The organism is Paenibacillus sp. FSL R7-0189 (assembly GCF_037969925.1).
GTDB classification, from domain to species: Bacteria; Bacillota; Bacilli; order Paenibacillales; family Paenibacillaceae; genus Paenibacillus_AQ; species Paenibacillus_AQ odorifer.
In genome coordinates, this window is record NZ_CP150223.1 from 5,448,106 (window position 1) to 5,472,952 (window position 24,847).

General features: G+C 44.1%; 22 protein-coding genes. 17 read left to right on the forward strand and 5 right to left on the reverse strand.

What is annotated here, in order from left to right; translation table 11 throughout:
* The first annotated feature begins 70 nt into the window (after positions 1 to 70).
* The gene (locus MKY63_RS23815; protein WP_339810013.1) at positions 71 to 904 is read left to right on the forward strand and encodes a hypothetical protein; all 834 of its coding nucleotides are present in this window, start codon (positions 71 to 73) and stop codon (positions 902 to 904) included.
* A 162-nt stretch (positions 905 to 1,066) separates the two neighbouring features.
* Positions 1,067 to 1,429, forward strand: coding sequence for a DUF1304 domain-containing protein (locus MKY63_RS23820; RefSeq protein WP_076128270.1), 363 nt, complete (start codon positions 1,067 to 1,069; stop codon positions 1,427 to 1,429).
* A gap of 380 nt (positions 1,430 to 1,809) precedes the next feature.
* On the opposite strand, the gene MKY63_RS23825 is transcribed toward MKY63_RS23820, so the two are convergent.
* Positions 1,810 to 2,697, reverse strand: coding sequence for a fructose bisphosphate aldolase (locus MKY63_RS23825; RefSeq protein ID WP_076144711.1), 888 nt, complete (start codon positions 2,695 to 2,697; stop codon positions 1,810 to 1,812).
* 816 nt (positions 2,698 to 3,513) lie between these two features.
* Here MKY63_RS23825 and MKY63_RS23830 point away from each other — a divergent pair.
* The 4 genes from MKY63_RS23830 (at position 3,514) to MKY63_RS23845 (ending at position 8,023) form a co-directional block, all read left to right on the forward strand.
* Entirely contained in the window at positions 3,514 to 3,741 is a 228-nt protein-coding gene (locus tag MKY63_RS23830; protein WP_339810017.1) for a hypothetical protein, read from the forward strand.
* Between the two features lie 956 nt (positions 3,742 to 4,697).
* Positions 4,698 to 6,233 carry a glucose-6-phosphate dehydrogenase gene (gene zwf, locus MKY63_RS23835; RefSeq protein WP_076278115.1) on the forward strand — a complete coding sequence of 512 codons (1,536 nt, stop codon included), beginning with the start codon at positions 4,698 to 4,700 and terminating at the stop codon, positions 6,231 to 6,233.
* 71 nt (positions 6,234 to 6,304) lie between these two features.
* Positions 6,305 to 7,198, forward strand: coding sequence for a phosphogluconate dehydrogenase (NAD(+)-dependent, decarboxylating) (gnd, locus tag MKY63_RS23840; RefSeq protein WP_339810019.1), 894 nt, complete (start codon positions 6,305 to 6,307; stop codon positions 7,196 to 7,198).
* A 183-nt stretch (positions 7,199 to 7,381) separates the two neighbouring features.
* Positions 7,382 to 8,023 carry a methyltransferase gene (locus tag MKY63_RS23845; RefSeq protein ID WP_076194673.1) on the forward strand — a complete coding sequence of 214 codons (642 nt, stop codon included), beginning with the start codon at positions 7,382 to 7,384 and terminating at the stop codon, positions 8,021 to 8,023.
* A gap of 84 nt (positions 8,024 to 8,107) precedes the next feature.
* On the opposite strand, the gene MKY63_RS23850 is transcribed toward MKY63_RS23845, so the two are convergent.
* A complete protein-coding gene (locus MKY63_RS23850; protein ID WP_076100077.1) occupies positions 8,108 to 8,863 on the reverse strand; it encodes a DeoR/GlpR family DNA-binding transcription regulator in 756 nt (251 codons plus the stop codon).
* Positions 8,864 to 9,220: 357 nt separating this feature from the next.
* Here MKY63_RS23850 and MKY63_RS23855 point away from each other — a divergent pair, with 357 nt between their 5' ends.
* The 10 genes from MKY63_RS23855 to MKY63_RS23900 all read left to right on the forward strand — a co-directional run bounded on the left by MKY63_RS23855 (position 9,221) and on the right by MKY63_RS23900 (position 20,715).
* Entirely contained in the window at positions 9,221 to 10,372 is a 1,152-nt protein-coding gene (locus MKY63_RS23855; protein ID WP_076184475.1) for an iron-containing alcohol dehydrogenase, read from the forward strand.
* Positions 10,373 to 10,399: 27 nt separating this feature from the next.
* Positions 10,400 to 11,866: a rhamnulokinase gene (rhaB, locus tag MKY63_RS23860; RefSeq protein ID WP_339810023.1), complete on the forward strand. Its 1,467-nt coding sequence runs from the start codon at positions 10,400 to 10,402 to the stop codon at positions 11,864 to 11,866.
* Between the two features lie 39 nt (positions 11,867 to 11,905).
* A complete protein-coding gene (gene rhaA, locus MKY63_RS23865; RefSeq protein ID WP_076275411.1) occupies positions 11,906 to 13,162 on the forward strand; it encodes an L-rhamnose isomerase in 1,257 nt (418 codons plus the stop codon).
* Positions 13,163 to 13,205: 43 nt separating this feature from the next.
* Positions 13,206 to 14,051, forward strand: coding sequence for a rhamnulose-1-phosphate aldolase (gene rhaD, locus MKY63_RS23870; RefSeq protein WP_036688060.1), 846 nt, complete (start codon positions 13,206 to 13,208; stop codon positions 14,049 to 14,051).
* 149 nt (positions 14,052 to 14,200) lie between these two features.
* Positions 14,201 to 15,295, forward strand: coding sequence for an NADH:flavin oxidoreductase (locus MKY63_RS23875; RefSeq protein ID WP_076275412.1), 1,095 nt, complete (start codon positions 14,201 to 14,203; stop codon positions 15,293 to 15,295).
* Between the two features lie 273 nt (positions 15,296 to 15,568).
* Positions 15,569 to 17,155 (forward strand): tRNA (N6-isopentenyl adenosine(37)-C2)-methylthiotransferase MiaB, encoded by a 1,587-nt coding sequence (gene miaB, locus MKY63_RS23880; protein WP_076275413.1) that lies wholly within the window; start codon positions 15,569 to 15,571, stop codon positions 17,153 to 17,155.
* A gap of 25 nt (positions 17,156 to 17,180) precedes the next feature.
* Entirely contained in the window at positions 17,181 to 17,630 is a 450-nt protein-coding gene (locus MKY63_RS23885) for a YlbF family regulator (RefSeq protein WP_036688057.1), read from the forward strand.
* A gap of 242 nt (positions 17,631 to 17,872) precedes the next feature.
* Positions 17,873 to 18,643, forward strand: coding sequence for an NUDIX domain-containing protein (locus tag MKY63_RS23890; RefSeq protein WP_036688055.1), 771 nt, complete (start codon positions 17,873 to 17,875; stop codon positions 18,641 to 18,643).
* Positions 18,644 to 18,672: 29 nt separating this feature from the next.
* Positions 18,673 to 19,212, forward strand: a complete 540-nt coding sequence (locus tag MKY63_RS23895) for an isochorismatase family cysteine hydrolase (RefSeq protein ID WP_076100056.1) — start codon at positions 18,673 to 18,675, stop codon at positions 19,210 to 19,212.
* 96 nt (positions 19,213 to 19,308) lie between these two features.
* Positions 19,309 to 20,715 carry a nicotinate phosphoribosyltransferase gene (locus MKY63_RS23900; protein ID WP_051491564.1) on the forward strand — a complete coding sequence of 469 codons (1,407 nt, stop codon included), beginning with the start codon at positions 19,309 to 19,311 and terminating at the stop codon, positions 20,713 to 20,715.
* 195 nt (positions 20,716 to 20,910) lie between these two features.
* Here the strand turns inward: MKY63_RS23900 and MKY63_RS23905 are convergent, their stop codons facing one another.
* The 3 genes from MKY63_RS23905 to MKY63_RS23915 all read right to left on the reverse strand — a co-directional run bounded on the left by MKY63_RS23905 (position 20,911) and on the right by MKY63_RS23915 (position 23,504).
* Positions 20,911 to 21,912, reverse strand: a complete 1,002-nt coding sequence (locus tag MKY63_RS23905; protein WP_339810027.1) for a hypothetical protein — start codon at positions 21,910 to 21,912, stop codon at positions 20,911 to 20,913.
* Between the two features lie 9 nt (positions 21,913 to 21,921).
* Positions 21,922 to 22,065, reverse strand: coding sequence for a hypothetical protein (locus MKY63_RS23910; protein WP_339810030.1), 144 nt, complete (start codon positions 22,063 to 22,065; stop codon positions 21,922 to 21,924).
* 95 nt (positions 22,066 to 22,160) lie between these two features.
* Positions 22,161 to 23,504: an amino acid permease gene (locus MKY63_RS23915; protein ID WP_036688050.1), complete on the reverse strand. Its 1,344-nt coding sequence runs from the start codon at positions 23,502 to 23,504 to the stop codon at positions 22,161 to 22,163.
* A gap of 322 nt (positions 23,505 to 23,826) precedes the next feature.
* Here MKY63_RS23915 and MKY63_RS23920 point away from each other — a divergent pair, with 322 nt between their 5' ends.
* Positions 23,827 to 24,837, forward strand: a complete 1,011-nt coding sequence (locus MKY63_RS23920; protein WP_038571642.1) for a 2-oxoacid:acceptor oxidoreductase family protein — start codon at positions 23,827 to 23,829, stop codon at positions 24,835 to 24,837.
* Positions 24,838 to 24,847: the final 10 nt, after the last annotated feature.

Here is a 24,847-nt window from a genome sequence, read left to right on the forward strand (position 1 = left end):
TCTTCATATTCTATTTTAGGATAAAATGTTAATTTTTACTTATCTTACATAGAAAGGGATGTTTGTGATTTTGAAGAAGACTTATAAAGTCGCAATAACCTGCACGCTCTTACTGAATCTGGCCCTGTCCTCTGCTGCAATGGCCGCACCAATCGACGTCGACGTAAGTAATTTGAAAGAAGTCCAAACTTCTGGACCGGAAAAGGTTTGGGTTGGAGAATGGAAGGGCGACGATACGATTATTGTGGACACACAAGGAAATGTTACTACAGTTGGAGAACTCAAAGAGTCTTCAAGCTTTGTACCCCCAGCAGATGACAATCTTATTAATAATGAATTGTTGGCACCGGAGCTAATAACACCTACTTTTGAACCTGATGCTCCGCAAGTAACTCTAGCTTCCGCTTATGGTCATGCGTGGCCGTATACAGCCGAAAATAGTTATGGGATTAACTGTTATGGTTATGCCTTAAGATTTCCAGGGGCAATTAACCCTGGTGATGGTGACGGGGTCTCAAATGTCAGAGATCCTGCCTATTTTACTAACGTGTATTATACTGCTGGTCTTGTAGTTCAGGATGGCAATACGAATCCTTTATACTTTAAGCCGGGTTGGCGGATACTTCCGGGCCGAACTGCAGCGATTAATTCCGATGAACATCGAATTGCACTAAGAGTGGGATGGATCGACTCAAATGGTAATGGTAAAGTCGATATTCCTGAGGATAACGTTGATTACCACTTCATGCTTCAAAATAGCTCAGGTCTATGGTCAGAGAAACATGGACATCAAGCGTCTCAAAATACGGGAATTTCAGATCCTAGCAATTTCGTCTGGAGCAATGGCTCTCTTTATGGTTTTTACAATAGCGTAACCGTTTATATTGCTGCAAAAGTATTTTAGAATTTCATAAAACATTACGTATGGAATAGCGATAGTCTTTTTTTTGAAGATTATGGCTATTCTTTTTTAGTGTCGAATTGTTTTTGAGATGTTGTATACACTTTTGAGTTTTAATGTGATACAATTAAATTGTACACAAATTAAATTAAGGTGGTTATTTTGATGGTATGGGTAGCTAATATTATGGTCGGTGTTGTTGCGTTAATACATATCTATATTGTTTATTTAGAAATGTTCGCTTGGTCAAAGCCAAAAGGGCTTCGAGTCTTTGGAATGACACAGGAAGTTGCGGATGCTTCTAAAACACTGGCAGCGAACCAAGGGTTATACAATGGATTTTTGGCGGCAGGTTTAATTTGGGGATTGGTTCATCCGAATGTAAATTTCGGCCATCAAATTGAAATCTTCTTCTTATCAACTGTTATAGTGGCAGCGTTATATGGCGGACTGACGGTGAAAAAGTCTATTTTATTTATGCAAGGACTGCCAGCTTTAATTGCATTAATCCTCGTGGTTTCGATTTAAGATAACATAGAAGTAATCGATTAGGTTTCTACCTCGCGTACTTGCGTGGTGGAAGCCTTTTTTGCGTAAGATCAAGAAATTATTGGGTAATGAAATGCGCTGGATTAAAAACAGGAATTATGGATGGTGTACCAAGAAACAACAGAGAATTGGTTGATTAATGTGTTTTAGGTACAGGTGTGGTCCTTAGATAAGATGTAAGGGACTTTAACAAACCCATTGCATGCTTGTGTGGGCTGAATGAGTAGATGAAATGGCGTTTAATCTGAAAGTTCTAGACTTTTAAAGTAAATTCTCATCATAAAAAAAGAGCTGCTACCCAGCAGGGAACACCTGTCAGGGAAACAGCTCTTTTTATGTGTCTGGTTTAAATGAGGATCTTATTTAATAGAGGCTGCATAAATCGCTTCTACAGATTTGGAGAGGAGCGCGTTAAACTCTTCTTCTGACTGCCCAGCGCTTAGTCCCTGTGATAACGCACGTGAGAAGCTGGCGATCAGTCCTTGATTATGGGCGAGCTTATCGTTGGCCTCCGCTTGTGTGTAACCGCCGGACAAAGCGACAATTCGCAAAACATGAGGATCATCCACTAATTCGCGGTAGAAATTATTCTCCGTTGGGATGGAGAGCTTAAGCATGACCTTCACGTCTTTGCCCAGCGTAGACAATTGGGCCGATAGTTCTTCTTTTAGCAGCTTCTCTGAAGCCGTTTTATCAGCACTGTGGATATCAACTTCCGGTTCTATAATAGGTACGAGTCCCGCTGCTAAAATCTGCTTACCGATTTCAAACTGCTGTTCAACCACCTTTTTGATACCGGAAGGATTAGCCTCTTTAATCACCGAGCGCATTTTTGTACCAAAGATGTTACGTTCGTTGGCCCGCTTCAGAAGATCACTCAAGCCGGGAATAGGCTTCATTAGTTGTACTCCGTCTTCAGGGTCGGCAAGCCCTTTATCGATTTTCAGGAAAGGCACAATCCCTTTTTTCTCCCATAGAAAATCGGCAGTATATTGCCCGTCTATGGAACGATCCATTGTGTTCTCAAATAAGATTGCACCCAGTATATGCTTTGAATCAAATGCAGGGCTCTTGATAATGCGCGTTCTCATCTCGTGAACCAACCCATACATTTGATCTTCATTAGAGTAACTGTCCTCTGCAACACCATATTGCAGCAGCGCTTTTGGTGTACTGCCACCACTTTGATCCAAGGCAGCTATAAATCCCTGTCCCGTCCGAATTCTTTCCCATTGCTCCATATTCATGAAAATACTCCTTCCTTTCGTGAACTGAATGAAAAATCTTATGTTCATTAACTATAACACTTAATGTACCGGCTCTAAACAAATGCATTGTAAACTTGGTAGGTAACTAGTCTAATGTGAGGTGGTTTGAATCTGCGATATAAGGACTTCCGGATCTGATTGATCCATGGGGATGACGAGATATCTACGTGTAGGTCTCCTGAGTCCGATCCCTAGATGGTGAAGACTTGCAATCTTAGCATACGAGAACGAATCGACGTTTGAGGTCACTTTTTGGTCGAGTAGCTGCATCTGAGTCCGATAGCATGGCGAAATGGGCTAAATCTGCGAAATAGCGTCTCCTGAGTCCGGGCTATCGATGGCGAGTACTTGCAGCGTCCGTATACGAGAACGAATCGACGTATAGCGTCATCTGAGTCCAAACCCATAGTTAGTGAAGACATGCAACCTCAACTGACGAGTACGAATCGACGTTTGAGGTCACCTGAGTCCGGACTAGCCAAGATTGATGAAACTACAGCATCGTTCGGACTGTATTGCAGCTATTTAGATTTTTTGGAGTATTATTCAGAAGTATCGGACTGCATAGCTCTTATTGCCAAGTATTTGCTCCAAAGAGGGGTGGATTTGGTTCAATAGCTGCATCTGAGTCCGATAGCATGGCGAAATGAGCTAACTCTGCGAAATAACGTCTCCTGAGTCCGGACTATCGATGGCGAGGACTTGCAGCCTCCGTATACGAGAACGAATCGACGTATAATGTCATCTGAGTCCGAACCCATAGTTAGTGTGGACATACAGTCTAGGTTGACGAGTATGAATCGATGTTTATGGTCATCTGAGTCCGGACTAGTCAAGATTGAAGATACTACATCACCGTTCGGACTGTATCGCAGCTATTTAGAGTTTTTGGAGCATTATTCAGAAGTATCGGACCACATAGCTCTTATAGCCAAGTTTTTTGCTCCAGAGAAGAGTACATTTGGTCGAATAGCTGCATCTGAGTCCAATAGCATGGCGAAATGGGCTAAATCTGCGAAATAACGTCTCCTGAGTCAGGACCATCGATGGCAAGAACATGTAGCCTCCACAGACGAGTAAGTATCGACGTATAATGTCACCTGAGTCCGATCCATAGTTGTGTGGACATAAGGCCACGGCAGACGAGTACGAATCGACGTATAAGGACTCCAAGGTCCGATATCGCCGCAGCCGGAGATGCGGGTAAACATAAATGTTACTCCAAACTGAAACTAAAGACGCTCTATGCGAACTTTAAAGTGATCCCCCAAAGCGCACACTTAGCAAACTTCAAGACATCCACACGGTTCACCTAGCAAACTTCAGGACATTCCCAATGGTTCACCTAGCAAACTCAAGACATTCACAGGGTACTCTTAGCAACATTAACCTATCCCCAATGGTACTCTTTGCAAACGTCATCTCATCCCCAATCGTTCTCTTCACAGACTCCAAGTCACTCCAATGTGCTCAGCAAAAATTCCTTTGAAGTATTCTCAAGTAATATTCCTCGAAGCAGTCACTTTTTATGCTTAATTCCCAAACTTGGAATCAAATCGCATAGTCTTCATCAAGGCGCGCGAGACCAAACCACTCTATTACTTAAAGTTAGTTTGAAACACAGGGGAAGGATGAGCTTATTTAAGCGACTGGGAATTTTGTTTATGTTGTAAACAGCTTTGGATGAAGAATTTTAAATCAGAGTGTGTAAAGTCAGAACGCCAAAAGCCATGCTGGGAGCGGGTTGTTATCTTATTTGCGGATTATTTCCTAGTAAATTAATACGAATAATCCAATAAGATAATTGGTGTGACATTAATCATAATTACCAATTCGAAGCTTTGTGAAAATAATAACTTTTCGTAAATGTCGAAATGAGGTTGACGAATAAAAATATCAGTCGTATGATTGATTCTACTGAGTATGCTAGTAATTAAAAGTAAGTTAATAAATAATATATAATAGCGGGAGGAATGAAAGTGGAATCATCAACATTTGTGCTTTTTGGCGCTACAGGAGATTTAGCAAAACGTAAAATCTATCCTGCACTATATAACCTCTTTTTAGATGGTCAAATTTCAGGTCCTCTCTCAGTGATTGGATTAGGAAGAAGAGAAGTTTCAACTGAAGCTTTCCGTAAGCAAGTCCTGCAATCTTTGCAGACATTTTCTAGACAGCCGGCAGTAGAATCTCCACAGTTGCAGGTTTTCTTGGAAGCTTTTGAATATAGCGTTCTAGATGTAGGTAATACAGAGGATTATTTGAAGCTCCTGGAGCATGTTAAACGTCGTGAGCAATTTTTTAACATTCCGGAGAATCGGATGTTCTATTTATCGGTGGGTCCTGAGTTTTTCAAGGAAATTGCCGCCAATATTCACTCCAGTGGTCTGGGATCTACGAAGGGCTGGAAGCGTCTGATAATTGAAAAGCCTTTTGGTACAGACTTGCAAACAGCAAGAGAGTTAAATGACAGCTTGAATGCCGTATTTACTGAAGAGGAGATTTTCCGAATTGACCACTTCTTGGGTAAACCGATGGTTCAGAATCTGGAAGTTCTAAAATATTCAAATCCTGTGCTTAGAGCACTGTGGAAAAATCGGTATATCGCAAATGTGCAAATTACGGCGAGTGAGATTGTTGGCGTTGAAGAACGGGCAGGCTATTATGATAAAGCTGGGGCACTTCGTGATATGTTCCAGAACCATATGCTGCAATTGCTCATGATGATGGCGATGCAGCTTCCAAAAGGCAGTACACCTGAAGAGATCCGTGGGAAGAAAAGATATGTCATGGAGCGTCTCATTCCGCTAAGTAAAGACGAAGTTAATCAATATGTTGTCCGCGGACAATATGCTGAAGGTGAAATTAAAGGTAAATCTGTTGCAGGCTACTTAGATGAACCAGGAATTAGCCAATCCTCACAAAATGAGACGTTTATTGCAGCGCGTTTGTTTATAGATGATCCATTGTGGAATGAAGTTCCGTTCTATATCCGTACCGGCAAGAGAATGAAAGAGAAATCAACAAGAATTGTTATAGAATTTAAAGAACCGTTTAATGATAACAATAACAAAAATAAAGGAAATGACGTTCCAAATCTACTCATCATCGAGATCGGTCCGAATGAAGCCATTACGCTTCAGTTGAATACGAAGGATCAGCTGCAAAAAGGGAAACTTGAACCTGTCCTCGCTACTTATGAAGCCGGAACTTCAGACGTACCAGAAGCTTACGAAAATCTGATCTTTGATGCACTTCGTGGTGACGCCACTTTCTTCGCTCATTGGAAAGAAGTCGAGCTGTCATGGCAATGGGTTACACCAATCCAGGAAGCTATGGAAGAGGGGCTAATGCCACTTCATACCTATGCTTCAGGTTCTTATGGTCCAGATGCGGCTATGGAGCTTTTGGGTGAAGACCGCTGGTGGTTTGATGATACAGATCAGGAGTCAGATCTTCTCGACGCTCAAGCAGAAGTTGCAGCAGCGCAGGAATCTATACGGCCAGGGGCTTAAGCCCCTGCCTGTTTTTTTTGCCAATTTAGCTAAAATACATCACAAGAATCTATAAATCGGAGGGAATTTACATGAAAGTAGGATTAGTTGGGTTAGGAAAAATGGGTTTTAATTTGGGTCAAAATTTGCTGGATCATGGACATGAGGTTGTTGCTTTTGATCTGAATGCACCTGCTGTAGCAGAAATGAAAGCTAAAGGCGCTAGTGGAGCAGTAACGCTTCCAGAATTGGTACAGCAATTGGAAACACCAAGAATCATTTGGATCATGGTTCCGCATCAGGTCGTTGATTCTGTAATCGCTGAACTTACTCCACAGTTGTCTAAAGGTGATATCGTTATTGAAGCAGGAAACTCGCATTATAAGGAATCGATTCGTCGGTATGAGGAATTGAAGGAGCACGGAATTCACTTTATGGATGCAGGTACCTCTGGCGGTATGGAAGGGGCGCGTAATGGCGCTTGTTACATGGTTGGCGGAGATCCCGAAGCTTGGGAAGTTGTGGAGCCTATTTTCCGTGATACAGCTGTAGAAAGCGGCTTTTTATATGCTGGTAAAGCAGGTAGCGGCCATTTTCTAAAAATGGTGCATAACGGTATCGAATACGGCATGATGGCTGCTATCGGTGAAGGTTTTGAGGTTCTTGAAAAGAGTGAATTTGACTACAACTTTGAGGAAGTAGCTCGGGTGTGGAATCACGGCTCTGTAATCCGTTCGTGGCTGATGGAACTTGTGGAACGCGCCTTCTCGAAGGACGCTAAACTAGATGAGATTAAGGGCATTATGCATTCGTCTGGTGAAGGCAGATGGACGCTTGAAACCGCCTTTGATTTACAAGCGGCGACTCCGGTTATCGCTATGGCGTTATTGATGCGTTACCGTTCCCTTGAGACCGACACATTCACTGGAAAAGTAGTTGCTGCACTGCGGAACGAGTTCGGCGGACACGCTGTGGAAACTAAATAAGATTGGCCGACTCTGAATTGAGTGTTTACAAGCTCGAATTTCTCGCAATTTATGTTGCGGAGAAATTTGGGCTTTTTATTTTAAGGGGAATAGATAATGGGAAGTATAGATGGAGTACGAATTTAATGCAGTTTACATATTTTAGGGGTAGAAGGGTAAGTTAGGAAGTAAGGGGGAGATTTCATGCAAAGTGGAATTCGTGAGCGACTTCATTTTCTAAATAAATTTCTGCATGCGCCCCGACAATATGGTAGTGTAACTCCCAGTTCACATTGGCTGGCCCAGACGTTGCTTGATCCAGTGCCTTGGAACCAAGTGCATTCTATGGCTGAGTTGGGTGCGGGGACTGGTGCAATCACAAGGTTTATTCCGCGTGGAGAAAAGACCGGTATGAATGTTCTTCTATTTGAAATAGATCCTGATTTTCGCAGTCAGTTAAGAGAGGAATTCCCCGGATGTTTCTGCAACAACGATTGTCTCCGGCTGCGTCTTGCGCTTCATAACAGCAGTCTGGAGAAGCTGGATTGTATCGTGAGTAGTTTGTCTTTGATGAATTTCTCGAAGCCAGACCGCACTAGGTTTATGGAACAGATCATTTCTTCTTTAAAAGAAGGAGGGTGGTTTATAACCTATGAATATTTTCCGCGGATGAAAACAGAGTTGAGCCAGCATTTTGAGATCCTACACACGAAGTGGGTGCTGCTGAATTTTCCACCAGCGCTTATATATATTTGCAGGAAAAAAACCACAACGCAAGTGCAACGCGAAAATCCCAAATCAACAGTCAACGTAGTCCCAATCTCTCAGGTTTATACAAAAAGATAATCATCTCCATACAACAAATGCCGTCACCCATTACTCATTGGGGAACGGCATTTTTAAATGGGCTGCGAAGGCGTTTGAGCCCGATTAATAGAGAAGCTCAATATTCTCTTTGTTCAGGCGCTTCAACCAAACCTCAGAAGGCTGGCGGTCTGTGATCAAAAAGTCGATTTGGCCAAGCTCGATCAGCTTCGTAAAGGCGGTCTTATCGAATTTGGTGTGATCGGCCAGGAGTATGACCTTGTTAGCTTGACGTAGCATATATTTCTTGAGCTCACACTCCGGTTCATTAGAATCTGTGATGCCTCGCTCCATATCTATTCCTTTACAACTGATAACCGCAGTGTCCACATTGTATCTTTGAATGGTGTCATGTGCTACAGGACCCACGAGTGACATGGATCGGTAACGTAAAGAACCTCCGGTGGAGATGATATCCATTCCAGAATTCGAGAACTCATGCAAAATATTAATCGAGTTCGTAATAATGGTCAGATTGTTTTTATTGCCAAGCAGTTTTAGAAACTCAAAGGCTGTGGAGCTAGGATCCACCATTAACGTATCTCCATCATTGATTAAATCTAGCGCCTTAAGAGCGATTCCCCGTTTGATATCTGTATTCAGCGCATTGCGTGTAACAAAAGGCAAATCCTCGTTCGTGTGACGATTCAGCATGGCCCCGCCATAGGTTCGGCTTAGAATGCCATCCTTCTCCAGCTTCTCCAAGTCTCTGCGTATCGTCTCTTCTGTAACTTCAAACATCCGGCTTAGATCAGAGACTAATACTCGTTTATCCTGATGAACAAGATCAATTATTTTTTTGCGTCTTTCAGCTGCAAGCATAGGGATCACCTTTCCGAAATCTTTATATTCCTTAATCATAGCTCCAAATATCTGTGTTTTGCAATAAAATCAACGTAAAATCATGTTTGTTTTCCAATAATATTCACAAAACGGATATAAAACAAATAAAAACAACATAAATAATATTTAAAATGTTGACAACAAAGATTTGGAGGAATACGATGAAGGAGAAAATAAGTCCTGTAGTGGTAATTAGATTTGAAAGATACCAGAGCCGGCCCAGTTGCGATTCAGAGGCCAGCCTGAGGCGCTGCAGCCGGAATACTACGCTCTAGCTTGCAGAGTTGTGTGTAAAACTTTGGTGTTGATAAATTAACTTTAGGAGGCTGGTCAAGCATGAGCACGCATGTGTATTATGTTCCATCGATCAATATTATGGGCAAGGGATGCTTGCAGGAGATTGGTCCATACATCCAAGAGCTTAAATTAAAAAAGGCGCTTGTTGTTACGGACAAATTCCTTATGAAAAGTGGCATTGCTGGTAAATTGCTGGCGGTATTGGACGAAGCGGGGATTGAATATGCCATCTATGATGAAGTGAAACCCAATCCGACCTGTAAAAATGTCCACGATGGCGTTGATTATCTCAAAGCGCAGAATTGTGATTATCTGATTTCCATTGGCGGTGGATCACCACAGGATACTGCCAAAGCCATTGGTATCATTGCCACAAATGGCGGTCATATCAAAGAATATGAAGGTGTACACAAGTCTAAGCATAAATCACTGCCGATTGTCGCCGTGAATACCACTGCTGGTACTTCGGCTGAAGTGACCATTAACTATGTAATCACAGACGAAGAACGCAAAGTGAAGATGGTTATGGTAGATAAGAACAGCCTTGCGACGATTTCAGTCAACGATCCTGAGCTTATGGTTGATAAACCCGCTGCACTTACCGCGGCCACGGGTATGGATGCATTGACTCATGCGATTGAAGCGCTGGTGACGCCGGGAGCATATCCGGTAACCGATGCTACGGCACTAGCCGCAGTGGAGCTTATTTTTGCTAATCTGGCTCGTACTGTGAAGAATGGCCATGATATCGAAGCGCGTGAACAGATGGTATACGCGATATTCCTTGGCGGATTGGCTTTCAATAATGCGGGGCTTGGTTATGTGCATGCGATGGCGCATCAGCTGGGCGGCGTATACGATCTGCCGCACGGCGTATGTAACGCGATGCTACTGCCTTTTGTGGAAGAAGAAAATGCCAAATATGTGCCTGAGAAATTCAGATCCATTGCTAAAGCGATTGGATTAAATGTAGAGAACCAAACAGATAAACAATGCGCAGATTTCGTAATTGAGTCGATCAAGGCGTTATCTAAAGAAGTAGGGATTCCAGCCAAATTATCCGAGCTTGGCGTAGAAGAAGTAGATCTTGATCTTCTGGCTGAAAATTCGATGAAGGATGCTTGTGCACCAGGGAACCCTTTTATTCCTACTAAAGAAGAAGTTATTACACTGTTCAAAAAAATATTATAAATCACCCCTTATCATAGGAGATTGTTTATGAATAATCACATCGCCGTTGACATCGGTGCCTCAAGTGGGCGGCTGGTGCGCGGAATATTGCAAGAAGGTATTCTTTCCTTAGAAGAGCTTCATCGCTTTAGCAATAGCTTTACGGAACAAGAGGGTTCCTGTTTCTGGGACATTGATTATTTAGTAGAGCAGATTATGATCGGGCTTCGGAAGGCTAAAACCGATGGAATTACTACCTGTACGCTCGGTATTGATACATGGGGTGTAGATTATGTGCTGGTAGATGCGGACGGGAATCGTGTTCAGGAAGTATACGCCTACCGGGACCGCAGAACGGATCTGGCTGTGGATCAGGTGGCACAGCAGCTTTCACCACAAACCGTCTATGAAAAGACAGGAATCCAGCAGTTATCCATCAATACCTTGAATCAGTTATATGTTCATAAAGAAGAAGAGCTAGCGCAAGCGGATCAGATTTTACTTGTACCAGATTATCTATATTACCGACTGACTGGCCGCAAAATCAACGAGGTTACGATTGCATCTACAACACAGCTGTTAAATCTGGAAAGCCGGGATTTTGACGATGACCTATTAGAATTTTTGAATATCAGGAAAGATCAATTTGCAAAATTAACTGAGCCTGGTGTAGTGGTTGGTCCTCTTGACGAAGCTTTAATCCAACAATATGACCTGCCTGAATGCCAGCTGATCTGTGTGGCATCCCATGATACGGCTTCTGCAGTGCTAGGTGCTCCACTTCAAGAAGGCTCAGCTTATATCAGCAGTGGAACTTGGTCTTTACTCGGTGTAGAAAGAACGGAGCCTCTAAATTCTCTAAAAGCCATGCAGGCTAACTACACCAATGAGTGGGGAGCCTACGGAACTTATAGATTCCTCAAAAATGTAATGGGCTTATGGCTTATTCAAGAGGTTCGCAGATTACTGAACAATTGTTATAGTTTTGCGGAGCTTGCAGAGCTTGCACAGGGAGAAGAGGGGTTTCGCAGCCTGATCCCTTGTAATGCACCAAGGTTTCTAAATCCATCCAACATGATAGAAGAAATCCGCAGTGCCTGTATGGAGAGTGGGCAGCCCGTTCCGGAGACACCTGGACAGTTAGCACGTTGTGTTTTTGACAGCTTGGCGTTATCCTATCTAACTTATTTGGAAGAGTTGGAGGAGCTGACAGAACGTCGGATCGAGGGGTTGCAAATTGTCGGCGGAGGGGCGAACAATCGGCTTTTATGCCAACTAACAGCTGACGTTATCGGCAGGGAAGTAAAGGCTGGACCAACGGAAGCGACTGCTCTAGGAAATATAGTAGTGCAGATGATTAGCGCAGATTCCATTGCAGACATAACTGAGGCAAGAGCTATTATCGAACAATCTTTTGAAATAACATCCTACATTCCGCAGCCGATCAAGCATTTTGATAACATTCTAAATCGCTGGAGAAGTCTTCATCTGTCCAAGGTGAATGAGCTTATCTAAGCGAAACAGACATTGCACTATTTTAGGAGGATAAACAGCATGGATCAGAGCATTATCACTAGCTATAACGAAGCCAAAAAACTATACGCAGCCCACGGTATTGATGTGGATAAAGTGCTGGAGCGACTCGCGCAAATAAAAATTTCCATACATTGCTGGCAGGGTGATGATGTAAAAGGTTTTCTTTTTAAGGGAAAAGAACTAAGCGGGGGCATTGCGGTAACGGGAAGTTATCCGGGCCGGGCGGGTACACCAGATGAACTACGTCAAGATTTAGAAAAGGCGTTATCGCTTATTCCTGGTAAACATAAGGTTAACCTGCATGCTATTTACGCAGATACAGATGAACCTGTAGATTTGGATGAACTAGAGCCACGACATTTTCAATCCTGGGTGGATTGGGCGAAGGAGCAGGGCTTAGGGCTTGATTTTAACCCTACTTGTTTCTCACATCCGAAAGCAGCCGATGGATTCACTCTCAGTCATTCGGACGCGGAGATTCGGGATTTCTGGATCAGACACTGTAAAGCTTCACGTACGATCGCTGAGCATTTTGGGCGGGAGCTGGGTCAGCCTTGTGTGACGAATTTTTGGATTCCAGATGGTTATAAAGATACGCCAGTAGATCGGCTAGCTCCAAGAGTACGTTTAAAAGAGTCGCTGGATGAGATTTTTAGTCAGGAAATAGATCCGCTTTATAATATGGATGCCTTGGAAAGTAAACTGTTTGGAATTGGCTCTGAAAGTTATGTGGTTGGCTCTCATGAATTCTATATGGGTTATGGTTTAACAAATGGAAAAGCAATCTGTCTGGATGCGGGACATTTTCATCCTACAGAAGTGATTTCGAATAAATTATCTTCGATTCTGATGTTCAGTGAGCAGCTGCTGCTGCATGTTAGCAGACCTGTCCGCTGGGACAGTGACCATGTGGTAACGATGGATGATGAGCTGCTGGAAATCGCCCGTGAATTAGTTCGTGGGGACTTACTTCCTCGTACGAATATTGGATTGGATTTCTTTGATGGCAGTATCAATCATCTCGCGGCATGGGTCATTGGCACCCGCAACACTATTAAGGCGTTGCTGCGTGCGATGCTGGAACCCGTGGAAGAACTTAAGCAAATCGAGCAGTCCGGGGATTATACTTCACGTCTTGCTCTGGTAGAAGAGTTCAAATCGTATCCGTTTGGAGCGGTCTGGGATTACTACTGTGCATCACAAGGTACACCGGTGCGTGAGCAATGGCTTACTGAAGTGAAAAATTATGAACAGGACGTTTTGTCTTTAAGATAAAAGTGGATACGGAGAGCAGCAAATACAAAGGAGAGAATAGACTATGAGTACATCCTTGTTAGAGTCAAAAGGTTATATTGCCAGCAGTGAAGCTCCATTTATTCAGGAAATGTCAGAGATCACCCGTCATATGTGGGAGCTTGGCTGGGATGAACTGAATGGTGGGAATGTCAGCTATTTGCTGGATGAGAATGAGGTGGCTAAGTATATTAATGTACTGGAGCCGTTGCGCACGATCAAACTCACCTTTCCGGTAAAAGAATTAGCAGGCAAGTATTTTATCGTAACAGGTTCGGGCAAATATTTCAGAAATGTGATTAAAGACCCTGAAGCGAATCTGGGTGTGTTAAGGGTTAGCGGCAATGGCGAAAGTGTGGAAGTATTGTGGGGATTGCGGAATGGGGCAGTTCCTACGAGTGAGCTCGCTTCGCATTTTATGAGTCATATTGAACGCTTGAAAGTAGATCCCACACACCGTATCGTGCTGCATACACATGCTACAAATGTTATCGCGATGACCTTCACGCATGATCTGGACGAACTAAAGTTTACCAAAACACTATGGGAAATGTGCACAGAGTGCCTTGTTGTTTTCCCTGATGGGGTCAGCGTTATTCCGTGGATTGTTCCGGGCAGCAGTGAGATCGGCCGTGAGACTGCCAAAAAAATGAAGGATCACCGTTTAGTCATCTGGCCGCAGCATGGGATTTTTGGCACGGGCTCCACCATGGATGCTACCTTTGGTCTAGTAGAAACGGTTGAAAAGGCTGCAACGATCTACAACTTGATTGGCGGTAGAGAAATCAAACAAAAGATCACAGACCAACAGCTATGGGATTTAGCTAAAGCATTTGGAGTTACACCTAAAGCGGGGATTCTTGAAGTCTAGAGAGTCATTATAATTTGGTGAAAACCGGGCATTCGTAGATTCTGCGAGGTCCGGTTTTTTTTGTCTTTTTCTTAAAATTTGCATTTCCCATCTTTTGGGTAGATAATAAGCTTACTTAAAGTAATCAATTAATAAATTGGAGGTAACATATGAATACAGAGCAACTATTTTCACCTTTTCAAGTGGGGAATCTTTCGCTGTCGAACCGATTTGTAATGGCGCCGATGACACGCGCGCAGTCTCCGAATGGTGTGCCGGGAAGCAATGTTGCCGCTTATTATCGTAGACGTGCAGAGGGTGGAGTGGGATTAATTGTTACTGAGGGTACTGCGGTAAATCATCCAGCGGCTGTCAGTCACCAAGATATTCCTAATATACATGAAGAAGCATCTTTAGAAGGCTGGAAGAAGGTTGTGGAAGAGGTTCATGCAGCTGGGGGCAAGATCATCCCGCAGCTTTGGCATGTGGGGATGGCGCGTACAATCGGCGAGTATCCTAACGTTGAAGCCCTTCCTGTAGGCCCTTCGGGTCTGAATTTAGCAGGTGAGCCGGTGACAGAGCCGCTGACCACAGAAGAGGTTGAAAGTTTAGTAACAGCCTTCGCTCAAGCGGCGGCAAATGCCAAAAGCGTTGGCTTTGATGGCATCGAGCTGCATGGCGCTCATGGGTATCTGATAGACCAGTTCTTCTGGGATAGAACGAATAAACGTACCGATCGTTACGGTGGCGATTTGGTAGGAAGAACAACATTCGCTGTCGAGATCATTAAAGCATGCCGTCAAGCGGTTGGACCAGACTTCCCAATCGTGCTGCGCTTTTCCCAGTGGAAGTTGGGGGCGTATGATGAGAAGCTGGCGAAGACTTCAGAAGAACTTGCGAGTTTCCTAGCACCGCTTAGCGAAGCGGGTGTAGATATCTTTCATTGCTCGACCCGTCGCTTCAGTCAACCTGAGTTTGCTGGCTCTGATCTTAATTTAGCTGGTTGGACTAAGAAGCTTACCGGGAAGCCGTGTATTACAGTGGGCTCTATTGGCCTGCAAAGCGATTTCTTCGTAGAAGATAAAGCTCTGAAGCCTGAGGATAATATTGATGAGTTAACTGAAAGGTTCGGTCGGGAGGAGTTTGATTTGGTTGCAGTGGGCAGAGCGCTTATTAGCGATCCAGCTTGGCCTGCCAAAGTACAAAGCGGAGCGATAGACGAAATCATCCCATTTACTCCTGAAGCGACGAATACTCTTTACTAAAACTAGCAGAATATACAATGACTATTTTTTTAGGTAAGAGGTTGTGTAACTGTTTCAAGAGTAGTGTATCTGCTTATAATAGTAGCATACCCCCCTTAATATGATAGAACTTGACCCTGCCAAACGTTGGCGGGGTATTTTTTTGTCGATATGCAACGCTCCTTTACATCATTAATAGATCGGGCACTTCTATGTTAGGCCAGCATTATGTTATAATTTTAAATTAGCAAAGTATAAAAATAATTGTTGAACAATAGAGGACGTGAAAACAGCATGACAAAGGGGAACCACAACTCACCGGACTTAAAATCCGGCAAGGGTTCTAAGGATTATTCGAAATATTTTGATTTTAGTGATGCAAAGGTAATTAGTGAAGAAGAAGGTAAGGTTACTTACCGGATTAAAGGAAGAAATGTGCAAATTAATAGCCAGCCTGACTATAAAGAAGGAAAACGGCGCGGCAAGGAAGAAATAGAAGTGCATTATGATTTCGAAATTCCTGAAGAAATGCAGAATTTCGGAGTGGGCAAATATTATCATATAACGACTTATGGCTGCCAAATGAATGAGCATGACACGGAAACGATGAAGGGCCTATTGGAACAGATGGGCTACCGCAGTGTCACTGACCGTAATGACGCGGATCTCATTTTGCTGAATACTTGTGCGATTCGGGAGAACGCCGAGGATAAGGTATTTGGAGAGCTAGGACATCTTAAGAACCTGAAGATCGAGAAGCCGGGTCTGTTGTTAGGGGTATGCGGTTGCATGTCCCAAGAGGAAGGCGTAGTCAACCGGATTATGTCAAAGCATGGCTTCGTGGATATGATCTTCGGTACGCATAATATTCACAGATTGCCACACCTCATTAAAGAAGCGGTATTTAGTAAAGAGCTTGTGGTTGAGGTATGGTCTAAAGAAGGCGACATTATTGAGAACTTGCCGAAGAAGCGGGAAGGCATGCGCGCTTGGGTGAACATTATGTATGGCTGTGATAAGTTCTGCACGTATTGCATCGTACCGTTTACACGCGGTAAAGAACGCAGTCGTCGTCCAGAGGACGTTATCGCTGAGGTGAGAGAGCTTGCCCGCCAAGGCTTCAAGGAAGTAACGTTGCTGGGGCAGAACGTAAATGCTTACGGTAAAGATTTTACAGACATTGATTACACTTTCGGTAACCTGATGGATGATATGCGCCTGATTGATATTCCGCGCGTTCGCTTCATGACATCGCATCCGCGGGATTTTGACGATAAATTGATTGAGGTTCTAGGCAAAGGCGGCAACTTGGTGGAGCATATCCATCTGCCGGTACAATCGGGAAGTACTGCCGTTCTTAAGAAAATGAGCCGTAAATATACCCGGGAAGCTTACCTGGAATTAGTGCGTAAGATTAAGATAAGTGTGCCGAATGCTGTATTAAGTACCGATATTATCGTTGGTTTCCCTGGGGAGACTGATGAGCAATTTGAAGATACCCTATCGCTTGTGCGTGAGGTTGGGTATGATATGGCATATACGTTCATTTATTCTCCGCGGGAGGGTACACCAGCAGCCGCTATGGAAGATAATGTACCGATGTCGGTGAAGAGTGAACGTCTGCAAAGATTAAATGATCTCATCAAGGAGAACAGCCGGATCATTAATGACCGGATGCTGGGTGAAGTTGTAGAGGTGCTGGTAGAAGGGGAGAGTAAGAATAACTCCGAAGTCCTTTCTGGCCGTTCCCGCGCTAACAAGCTGGTCCATTTTGAAGGTCCGAAGGAGCTTATCGGCACATTTGTAAACGTGAGAATTACAGATACCAAAACATGGTACATTAAAGGGGATATTGTGGTTGAGGCCGCAGCTGTTCATTAATCACATACGAATGGGGAGATGACTAATGAGTACAGAAGAACAACGGTTAAATAAATATGGAATGAAGACTTATAATACCCGTGATCTGATCGTTCGCGAGGATATTATGGGCAAAGCTAAAGAATTAGCGTCATTAATCTCAACCAGCGAAGAGGTTCGCCATTTTCAGCAGGCGGAGCAAAAAATTCTTAATCACGAGCGTGTGCAAGGACTGATTGCAACCATTAAGAAAAAACAAAAAGAAATCGTGGCCTTCGAAAGTTTCAATAATAAAGATATGGTCGCCAAAATTGAACGTGAAATTGAAGTGCTGCAAGATGAGATCGACGGTATTCCTGTCGTCAATGAATTTCAGCAAAGCCAGAGCGATATTAATTATTTGCTCCAGCTAGTAATTTCCGTGATTAGAGATACCGTTTCGGAAAAAATAAATGTGGAAGCCGGCACCGAAGCGCCTCCGACCACATGCGGATAACCCACACTCAGTTCAGGGGGCGGATGCAGATCCGTCCCTTTATTTCAATATAAGAGGTAGAAGTAAGATTCAAGAATATACATAATCCTTATAATTCAACGACAAGGTCGTTTCTCATATCGTCTTTTTTGTAGGATAATGTAAAATAATGGAATTTAGCTGTTGATTTATGAAGAACATGTTTGGTACATTTAAAGATACGAATAAGTAAAACTACAGCTTCGGAAAAGGATGGGGCAATTATGAGCGACAATGGGGAATTAACCTATAACGCCAAAAAATATCGTACACCGGATGGTGTTCCGGCCGACATTGTAATGTTTACACTGACCAAACGCGAACGGAAGACGGTCACTAAGACGCTGCCTTTACGTGAATTGAAGGTAATGTTAATTAGACGGAAAAAATGGCCATGTGCAGGCATGTGGGCTCTACCAGGCGGATTCTGTCAGGAAGATGAGTCTATTTATGATGCTGCAACTCGTGAGCTGAAAGAAGAGACCGGTGTCGATGGAGGTCACTTAGAATATCTTGGAGTTTATAGTACACCTGGCCGCGACCCTCGGGGATGGATAATCAGCCATGCCTTTTTCGCCTTAGTAGAAGAGTGGATGCTGGAACAAAGACAAGCTTCCGACGATGCGGGTGAAGTGGGTTTATTTACGTTGCAGGAAGCGTTAGAAGAACTGGAGCTCGCTTTTGACCACCATGAAATCATAAAGGATGCATACGTACGTATCCAACAGCAAATGCTGCAGACAACGATAGCAAGACAGTTTTTGCCTAGGCATTTTACGCTAAGTGAGCTTTATCAGGTGATTCAGACAGTAGTGCCGGAATTTAAAGAGCCAAATTTTATTCGTAAAATCACGTCAACACGCAGCCGTCAGGGTATATTAAAAGAAGTGAGAGATGAAGAGGGCAATGCACTCAGCTCCAATCAATACTCACAACGCCCGGCTCAGCTGTATATGTTTACAGATCACGAGCCATTGTTGTCCATTTATACGTAGTGTCTTAAATCAGGGGAGGGACGATTCTCATGAGAGCACTAATAGTAATTGACTTTACCAATGATTTTGTCAATGGGAATTTACCGGTTGGGCAGCCTGCAATCGACATCGAGCCAAGAATCAGCCAATTAACATCTGAGTTTGTCCAAAATGGCGATTATGTTGTAATGGCTGTAGATTTACATGAAGACAATGATCCTTATCATCCTGAGAGTAAACTGTTTCCACCTCACAATGTACGAGGGACTGAGGGGCGGGAGCTTTATGGAAGTCTGAAAACTGTTTATGAAGCTGACCAGGATTCCATCTATTGGATGGACAAAACTCGATATAGCGCTTTTAGTGGAACCGATCTAGAGATCAAGCTGCGGGAACGTGGCATTACTGACCTTCATTTGATTGGTGTATGTACAGATATATGTGTTTTGCACACTGCGGTGGATGCATATAACAAAGGTTTTACTATTACTGTGCACGAAGATGCGGTCGCCAGCTTCAACGCGGATGGACATAAATGGGCACTAAATCATTTCCGGGGAAGTTTAGGAGCAGACGTTGTTAAGGCATAATACTATAAAAAACATACACATACAGCAACGTGGATATTAGGAGATGAGGACTTGAAGAGAGAACTTGCGCTACATACAGATAAATATCAGATCAATATGATGTATGCTCACTGGGTGAATGGAAGCCATAAGCGAAAAGCTGTATTTGAAGCTTATTTCCGCAAGTTACCTTTCGGAAACGGCTATGCCGTGTTCGCAGGATTAGAGCGTATCGTTGGGTACATCGGCGGTTTGCGTTTCACCGAAGATGATATCCGTTACTTGTCGGAGCAAGAAGAAAATTACGCTCCCGCTTTTTTGGAAGAATTGCTGCAATTTCATTTTCAGGGCAACGTTTATTCGATGAAAGAAGGGGCGTTGATTTTTCCGGATGAGCCACTAATCCGTGTGGAAGGGACGATCATGGAAGCGCAGCTGGTGGAGACCGCCATTCTGAACTTCATGAACTACCAGACGCTGATCGCTACGAAGGCTTCCCGAATTAAGCAGGTGGCTCCGAATGATATTCTGCTGGAGTTTGGTACCCGACGGGCACAAGAAGCGGATGCGGCGGTCTGGGGCGCTAGAGCGGCTTATATCGGCGGCTTTGATGCAACCTCTAACATGCTAGCAGGTAAAATGTTTGGCATCCCTACCAAAGGTACACATGCGCATTCTTGGGTTCAGAGCTTCAGCAGCGAGCAGGAAGCTTTTGATGCTTATGCCAAGGTGATGCCTGATGAAGTTACACTATTAGTTGATACCTTCGATACGTTGCGCAGTGGTGTGCCGAATGCGATTAGAACCGCCAAAAAGCTTGAAGCTCAAGGTAAAAAGATGATCGGTATCCGCTTAGACAGCGGTGACTTAGCCTATCTATCCCGGCAGGCGCGGAACATGCTGGATGAAGCTGGGCTCGATTATGTGAAGATTGTGGCATCCAATGATTTGGATGAGAATACAATCATGGATCTGAAGCTGCAAGGTGCAGCCATCGACACGTGGGGCGTAGGCACACAATTGATTACGGCTTCGGATCAACCCTCTTTGGGTGGGGTCTATAAGCTGGTAGAAATTGAGTCCGCAACGGGAGAAATGGTACCGACGATCAAGATTTCTTCTAACCCTGAAAAAGTATCCACGCCAGGCAGCAAGGACGTATTCCGGATTATCGGGAAAAATGGCAAAGCGCTAGCAGATTATATCTGCTTCCCGGAAGAGGAAGCTCCGCGCAACGGCGGTCGGGTGAAGCTGTTTAATCCGCTGCATCCATACATGCACAAGTATGTGGAGCGCTATGAAGCGCTGCCTATGCTTGAGCCGATCTATGTGAACGGCTTCCAGGTCTATACTTTGCCGGATCTGAATGAAGTTCGCCGTTACCATCGGGAGCAGAAGGATCTGTTCTGGCCGGAATATCTGCGTAAGCTCAATCCTGAGGTGTACCGGGTGAATCTGAGTGAGAAGGTCTGGACCAACAAGCAACAATTGATCGCGGAGCATATTCAGCCGGAGATCGAGTAGATTTTGTAGTTTCGATGGAAAGAAGCACGGGAGGATTAGATTCCCGTGCTTTTTTGCGTTTGGGTGAAGCCGACGTTTGGATGAAGCTTGCGTTTGTTAACTTCGAACGCCGCGAGTTTATTTCTGAAAGTATATTAAGCCAGCTTGTCTGCGTATATCTGATTTGGCTTTCGTTGCATTTTGTGCAGCAGAACACTAGTTAAAGTATATCGACAAATTACCATAAACCCAAAAGAATAAGTAAATCCCGCAGAATGAGGCGCATCCGGTGCGAGTAGGCGAATCAACGGTATAAATCCCGCAGAATGAGGCGCATCCGGTGCGAGTAGGCGAATCAACGGTATAAATCCCGCAGAATGAGGCGCATCCGGTGCGAGTAGGCGAATCAACGGTATAAATCCCGCAGAATGAGGCGCATCCGGTGCGAGTAGGCGAATCAACGGTATAAATCCCGTAGAATGAGGCGACGGTGTGAGTGAGCAAATCTACGGTATAAATCCCGTAGAATGTGGCTCGTCCGGTGCGAGTAGGCAAATCTACGGTATAAATCCCGTAGAATGAGGCGAATCCGGTGCGAGTAGGCGAATCAACGGTATATCTCCCGCAGAATGTGGCGAATCCGTTGCGAGTAGGCAAATCAACGGTATAAATCCCGTAGAATGTGGCGAATCCGGTGTGAGTAGGCAAATCAACGGCATAAATCCCGTAGAATGTGGCGAATCCGGTGTGAGTAGGTAAATCAACGGTATAAATCCCGTAGAATGAGCCGAATCCGGTTCGAGTAGGCAAATCAACGGTATAAATCCCGTAGAACGGGGCGAATCCGGTGCGAGTAGGCAAATCTACGGTATAAATCCCGTAGAATGTGGTGAATCCGTTGCGAGTAGATAAATCAACGGTATAAATCCCGTAGAATGTGGCTCGTCCGGTGCGAGTAGGCAAATCTACGGTATAAATCCCGTAGAATGAGCCGAATCCGGTGTGAGTGGGCATATCAACGGTATATATACCGTAGAACGGGACGAATCCGGTGCGAGTAGGCAAATCAACGGTATAAATCCCGTAGAATGTGGCGAATCCGGTGGGAGGAGGTAAATCAAAGGTATAAATCCCGTAGAATGAGGCGAATCCGGTGTGAGTGGGCAAATCTACGGTATATCTCCCGCAGAATGTGGCGAATCCGTTGCGAGTAGGCAAATGTACGGTTTAGATCCCGTAGAATGAGCCGAATCCGGTGTGAGTAGGCAAATTAACGGTATAAATCCCGCAGAATGAGGCGAATCCGGTGCGAGTGGGCAAATCAACGGTATAAATCCCGCAGAATGGGGCGAATCCGGTGCGAGTAGGCAAATCAACGGTCCCATAAGAAAAGGTGTATCCCCGTTCTACGCTATCGCGTGGAACAATGGATACACCTTCTTACATGTCAATGCGAGCAATTTAATTTAGTTCTTCTTCCGGAATTTCGCGAATGACCAGATGGTAAGCATCAGCAGGAAGCCCAGACATGTGCCTATGCTGATCCGGTTCTGAGTGTCGAAAAGGAAGGAAATCGTAATAACCGACAAACAGATAAGCGTCAAAATCGTTATATAAGGGAACCCCCACACTTTAAAGCTTGGCTCTTTAGGATAGGTTTTCCGCAGCTTCAGCTGTGATAGACAGATGCTGATCCATACCAAGCTTACTACGAAGCCGGGAACAGCCATCAGCAGCCGGAAAAGTCCATCCTGTGCGAAGTACGCTAACATAGAACCAACAAAAAGAACTATAGCGCAAAGTTTAAGACTGTTGATCGGCACACCTTTTGCTGAGGTCTTTGCTAAGCTACGTGGAGCTTCACCCTGTGAAGCCAAAGAGTGCAACATCCGTGTGGCGCCATAGATACCGGAGTTAGCAGCAGAGAGCACAGCTGTAATCAGTATGAAGTTCATAACATGGTCAGCACCCTTAAGTCCTGTAGCTGCTAAAACCTGCACAAAGGGGCTGGTATGCTCGTTAAGCTGATTCCAAGGAATTAACCCACAGATGATCAGAATTGGAATCGTATAGAACAGAATAACGCGCAAAATGAAGCTTTTGACAACTCTAGGCAACACTTTTTCTGCATCTTGAGTTTCTGTTAAAGTTAGTCCAATCAGCTCAGATCCGCCGTAGGAGAACATGACGACCAGAAGGGCAGAGAAGATAGGTGTCCAGCCTTGTGGGAATAATCCGCCATAATCCGTAAAATTACTTAAATAGGGAGTCCCTTCAGACATAGGCAATAGCCCAAACAATAATGCAGCTCCCAGGATAATAAAGATGATAATCATAGCTATTTTGATTCCTGCTAACCAAAACTCCGTCTCTCCATAACCGCTTACACTCATCATATTGATGCCAATAATTAAAGCACCACTTGCTAGACTCAGTAGCCATAACGGAACATCCGGTAACCAGTATTGCAAGAAGCTTCCTGCCGCCAGCACTTCGATCACGCAGACAGTCAACCACATGAAGCAATAGAGCCAACCCACGATAAAGGAAAGCCGTTCTCCAAAAGCTTCGCGAATGAATTCCTTCATATTTTTGTTCGGGTATACCGTGGCCATTTCGGCAATTGCACCCATAACGACTAGTAGCAGCAAGCCTGCCAATACATAGGAGAGAACAACCCCTGGTCCAGCAATGCTTATCGTCTCAGAGCTTCCTTTGAAAATCCCCGTACCGATTACGCCGCCCATCGCCATAAAGCTGATATGCCGTGGAAGCAATTTTTTCTGTAATGATGCTTCGTTTGACTTCACATTTAATGCCTCCTAAGTAGGTTCAAAAAATTACACCAAGAATCAGTTTATCCTGAAATGGACTAGTTGAAAAGTATAAATGATACACATTTGCAGAAATAGAGGTGATTTTTCATCGGTGTGTGATATTTATCATGAACAATGTGATGAATTTAACATCTTAATTTTTAATTTTATTGCTAAATGAAAGTAGATAAATAAGCTTAGGCAACACTTGGAAAATGCAAGATTTGTCACTTCGCGTCTTGCGAAATCAAGTTACAATCGTTGAAAAAGTCAAAAGGATATTATACTAGATGACATTCTGAAAGGGGCTATGTCGGTGGTACAGTTACCAAAAGTGAACGAGCTCGGATTTTTTGAGATTCGTCTGGAGTCAATTGGAGGGTTGGGTGCGAACCTGGCTGGTAAAATGCTTGCGGAAGCAGGTGTTGTCGGTGCTGGAATGAATGGGGTCAGCTTTTCGTCATATGGTTCGGAGAAGAAGGGATCAGCGGTAAAAGCGCATATCCGGTTTTGTGATTTGAACACACCTATTCGTGACACGTCTCCGGTTGAGCGCCCGCATGTTGTTGGGGTATTTCACGAAGCACTAGCAAAGACAGTTAACGTAATTAGCGGAATTTATGAACATAGCACAGTATTGGTAAACTCAGCAAAATCGCCGGAGGAATTGAAATCCTCCCTGAATATGATGGCAGGAACTATTGCAGTCGTTGATGCTACAACTATCGCCTTAGATGAGAAAAACCGTGTTAATATGGCGATGCTGGGCGCGTTGTTCCGGATGTGTGATTTCTTGGACCCTGAAATTATGAAAGGCGTTATAGAGAAATCACTAGGCAAAAAGTATCCACAGGCAGTACAGTCAGCGCTGACTACTTTCGACCGTGGATTTAATGAAGTTAAGTTTATGCATTTTCCACTGCCTGCGGGCGTGACAATGCCTGAATTCGTGCGGTCTGATATTTCCGCATTGGGTTATGAAACACAGCCTATCGGCGGTACCATTACGAATCCTGGCAGTAGCTTTTTAAAGAACTTGAGCATTTCTCGCTCCGGTTTGCTGCCTCATTTTAAGCAGGAGGATTGTATTCATTGTGCGCAGTGCGATACGGTGTGTCCTGATCTCTGTTTTGTTTGGGATGAGCAGCCTGATAAGAAGGGGCGTCCACAAATGTTCCTGCAAGGTATTGATTACCAATACTGTAAAGGCTGTTTAAAATGTGTAGAAGCTTGTCCTACAACTGCCTTGTCTGGCGAACGTGAGGAAGAAGGCTACGCAGAGAGTCATACGGTCCGGCATATTTTTGATCTCGTTACTGAGGCCTAATTAACGGAGG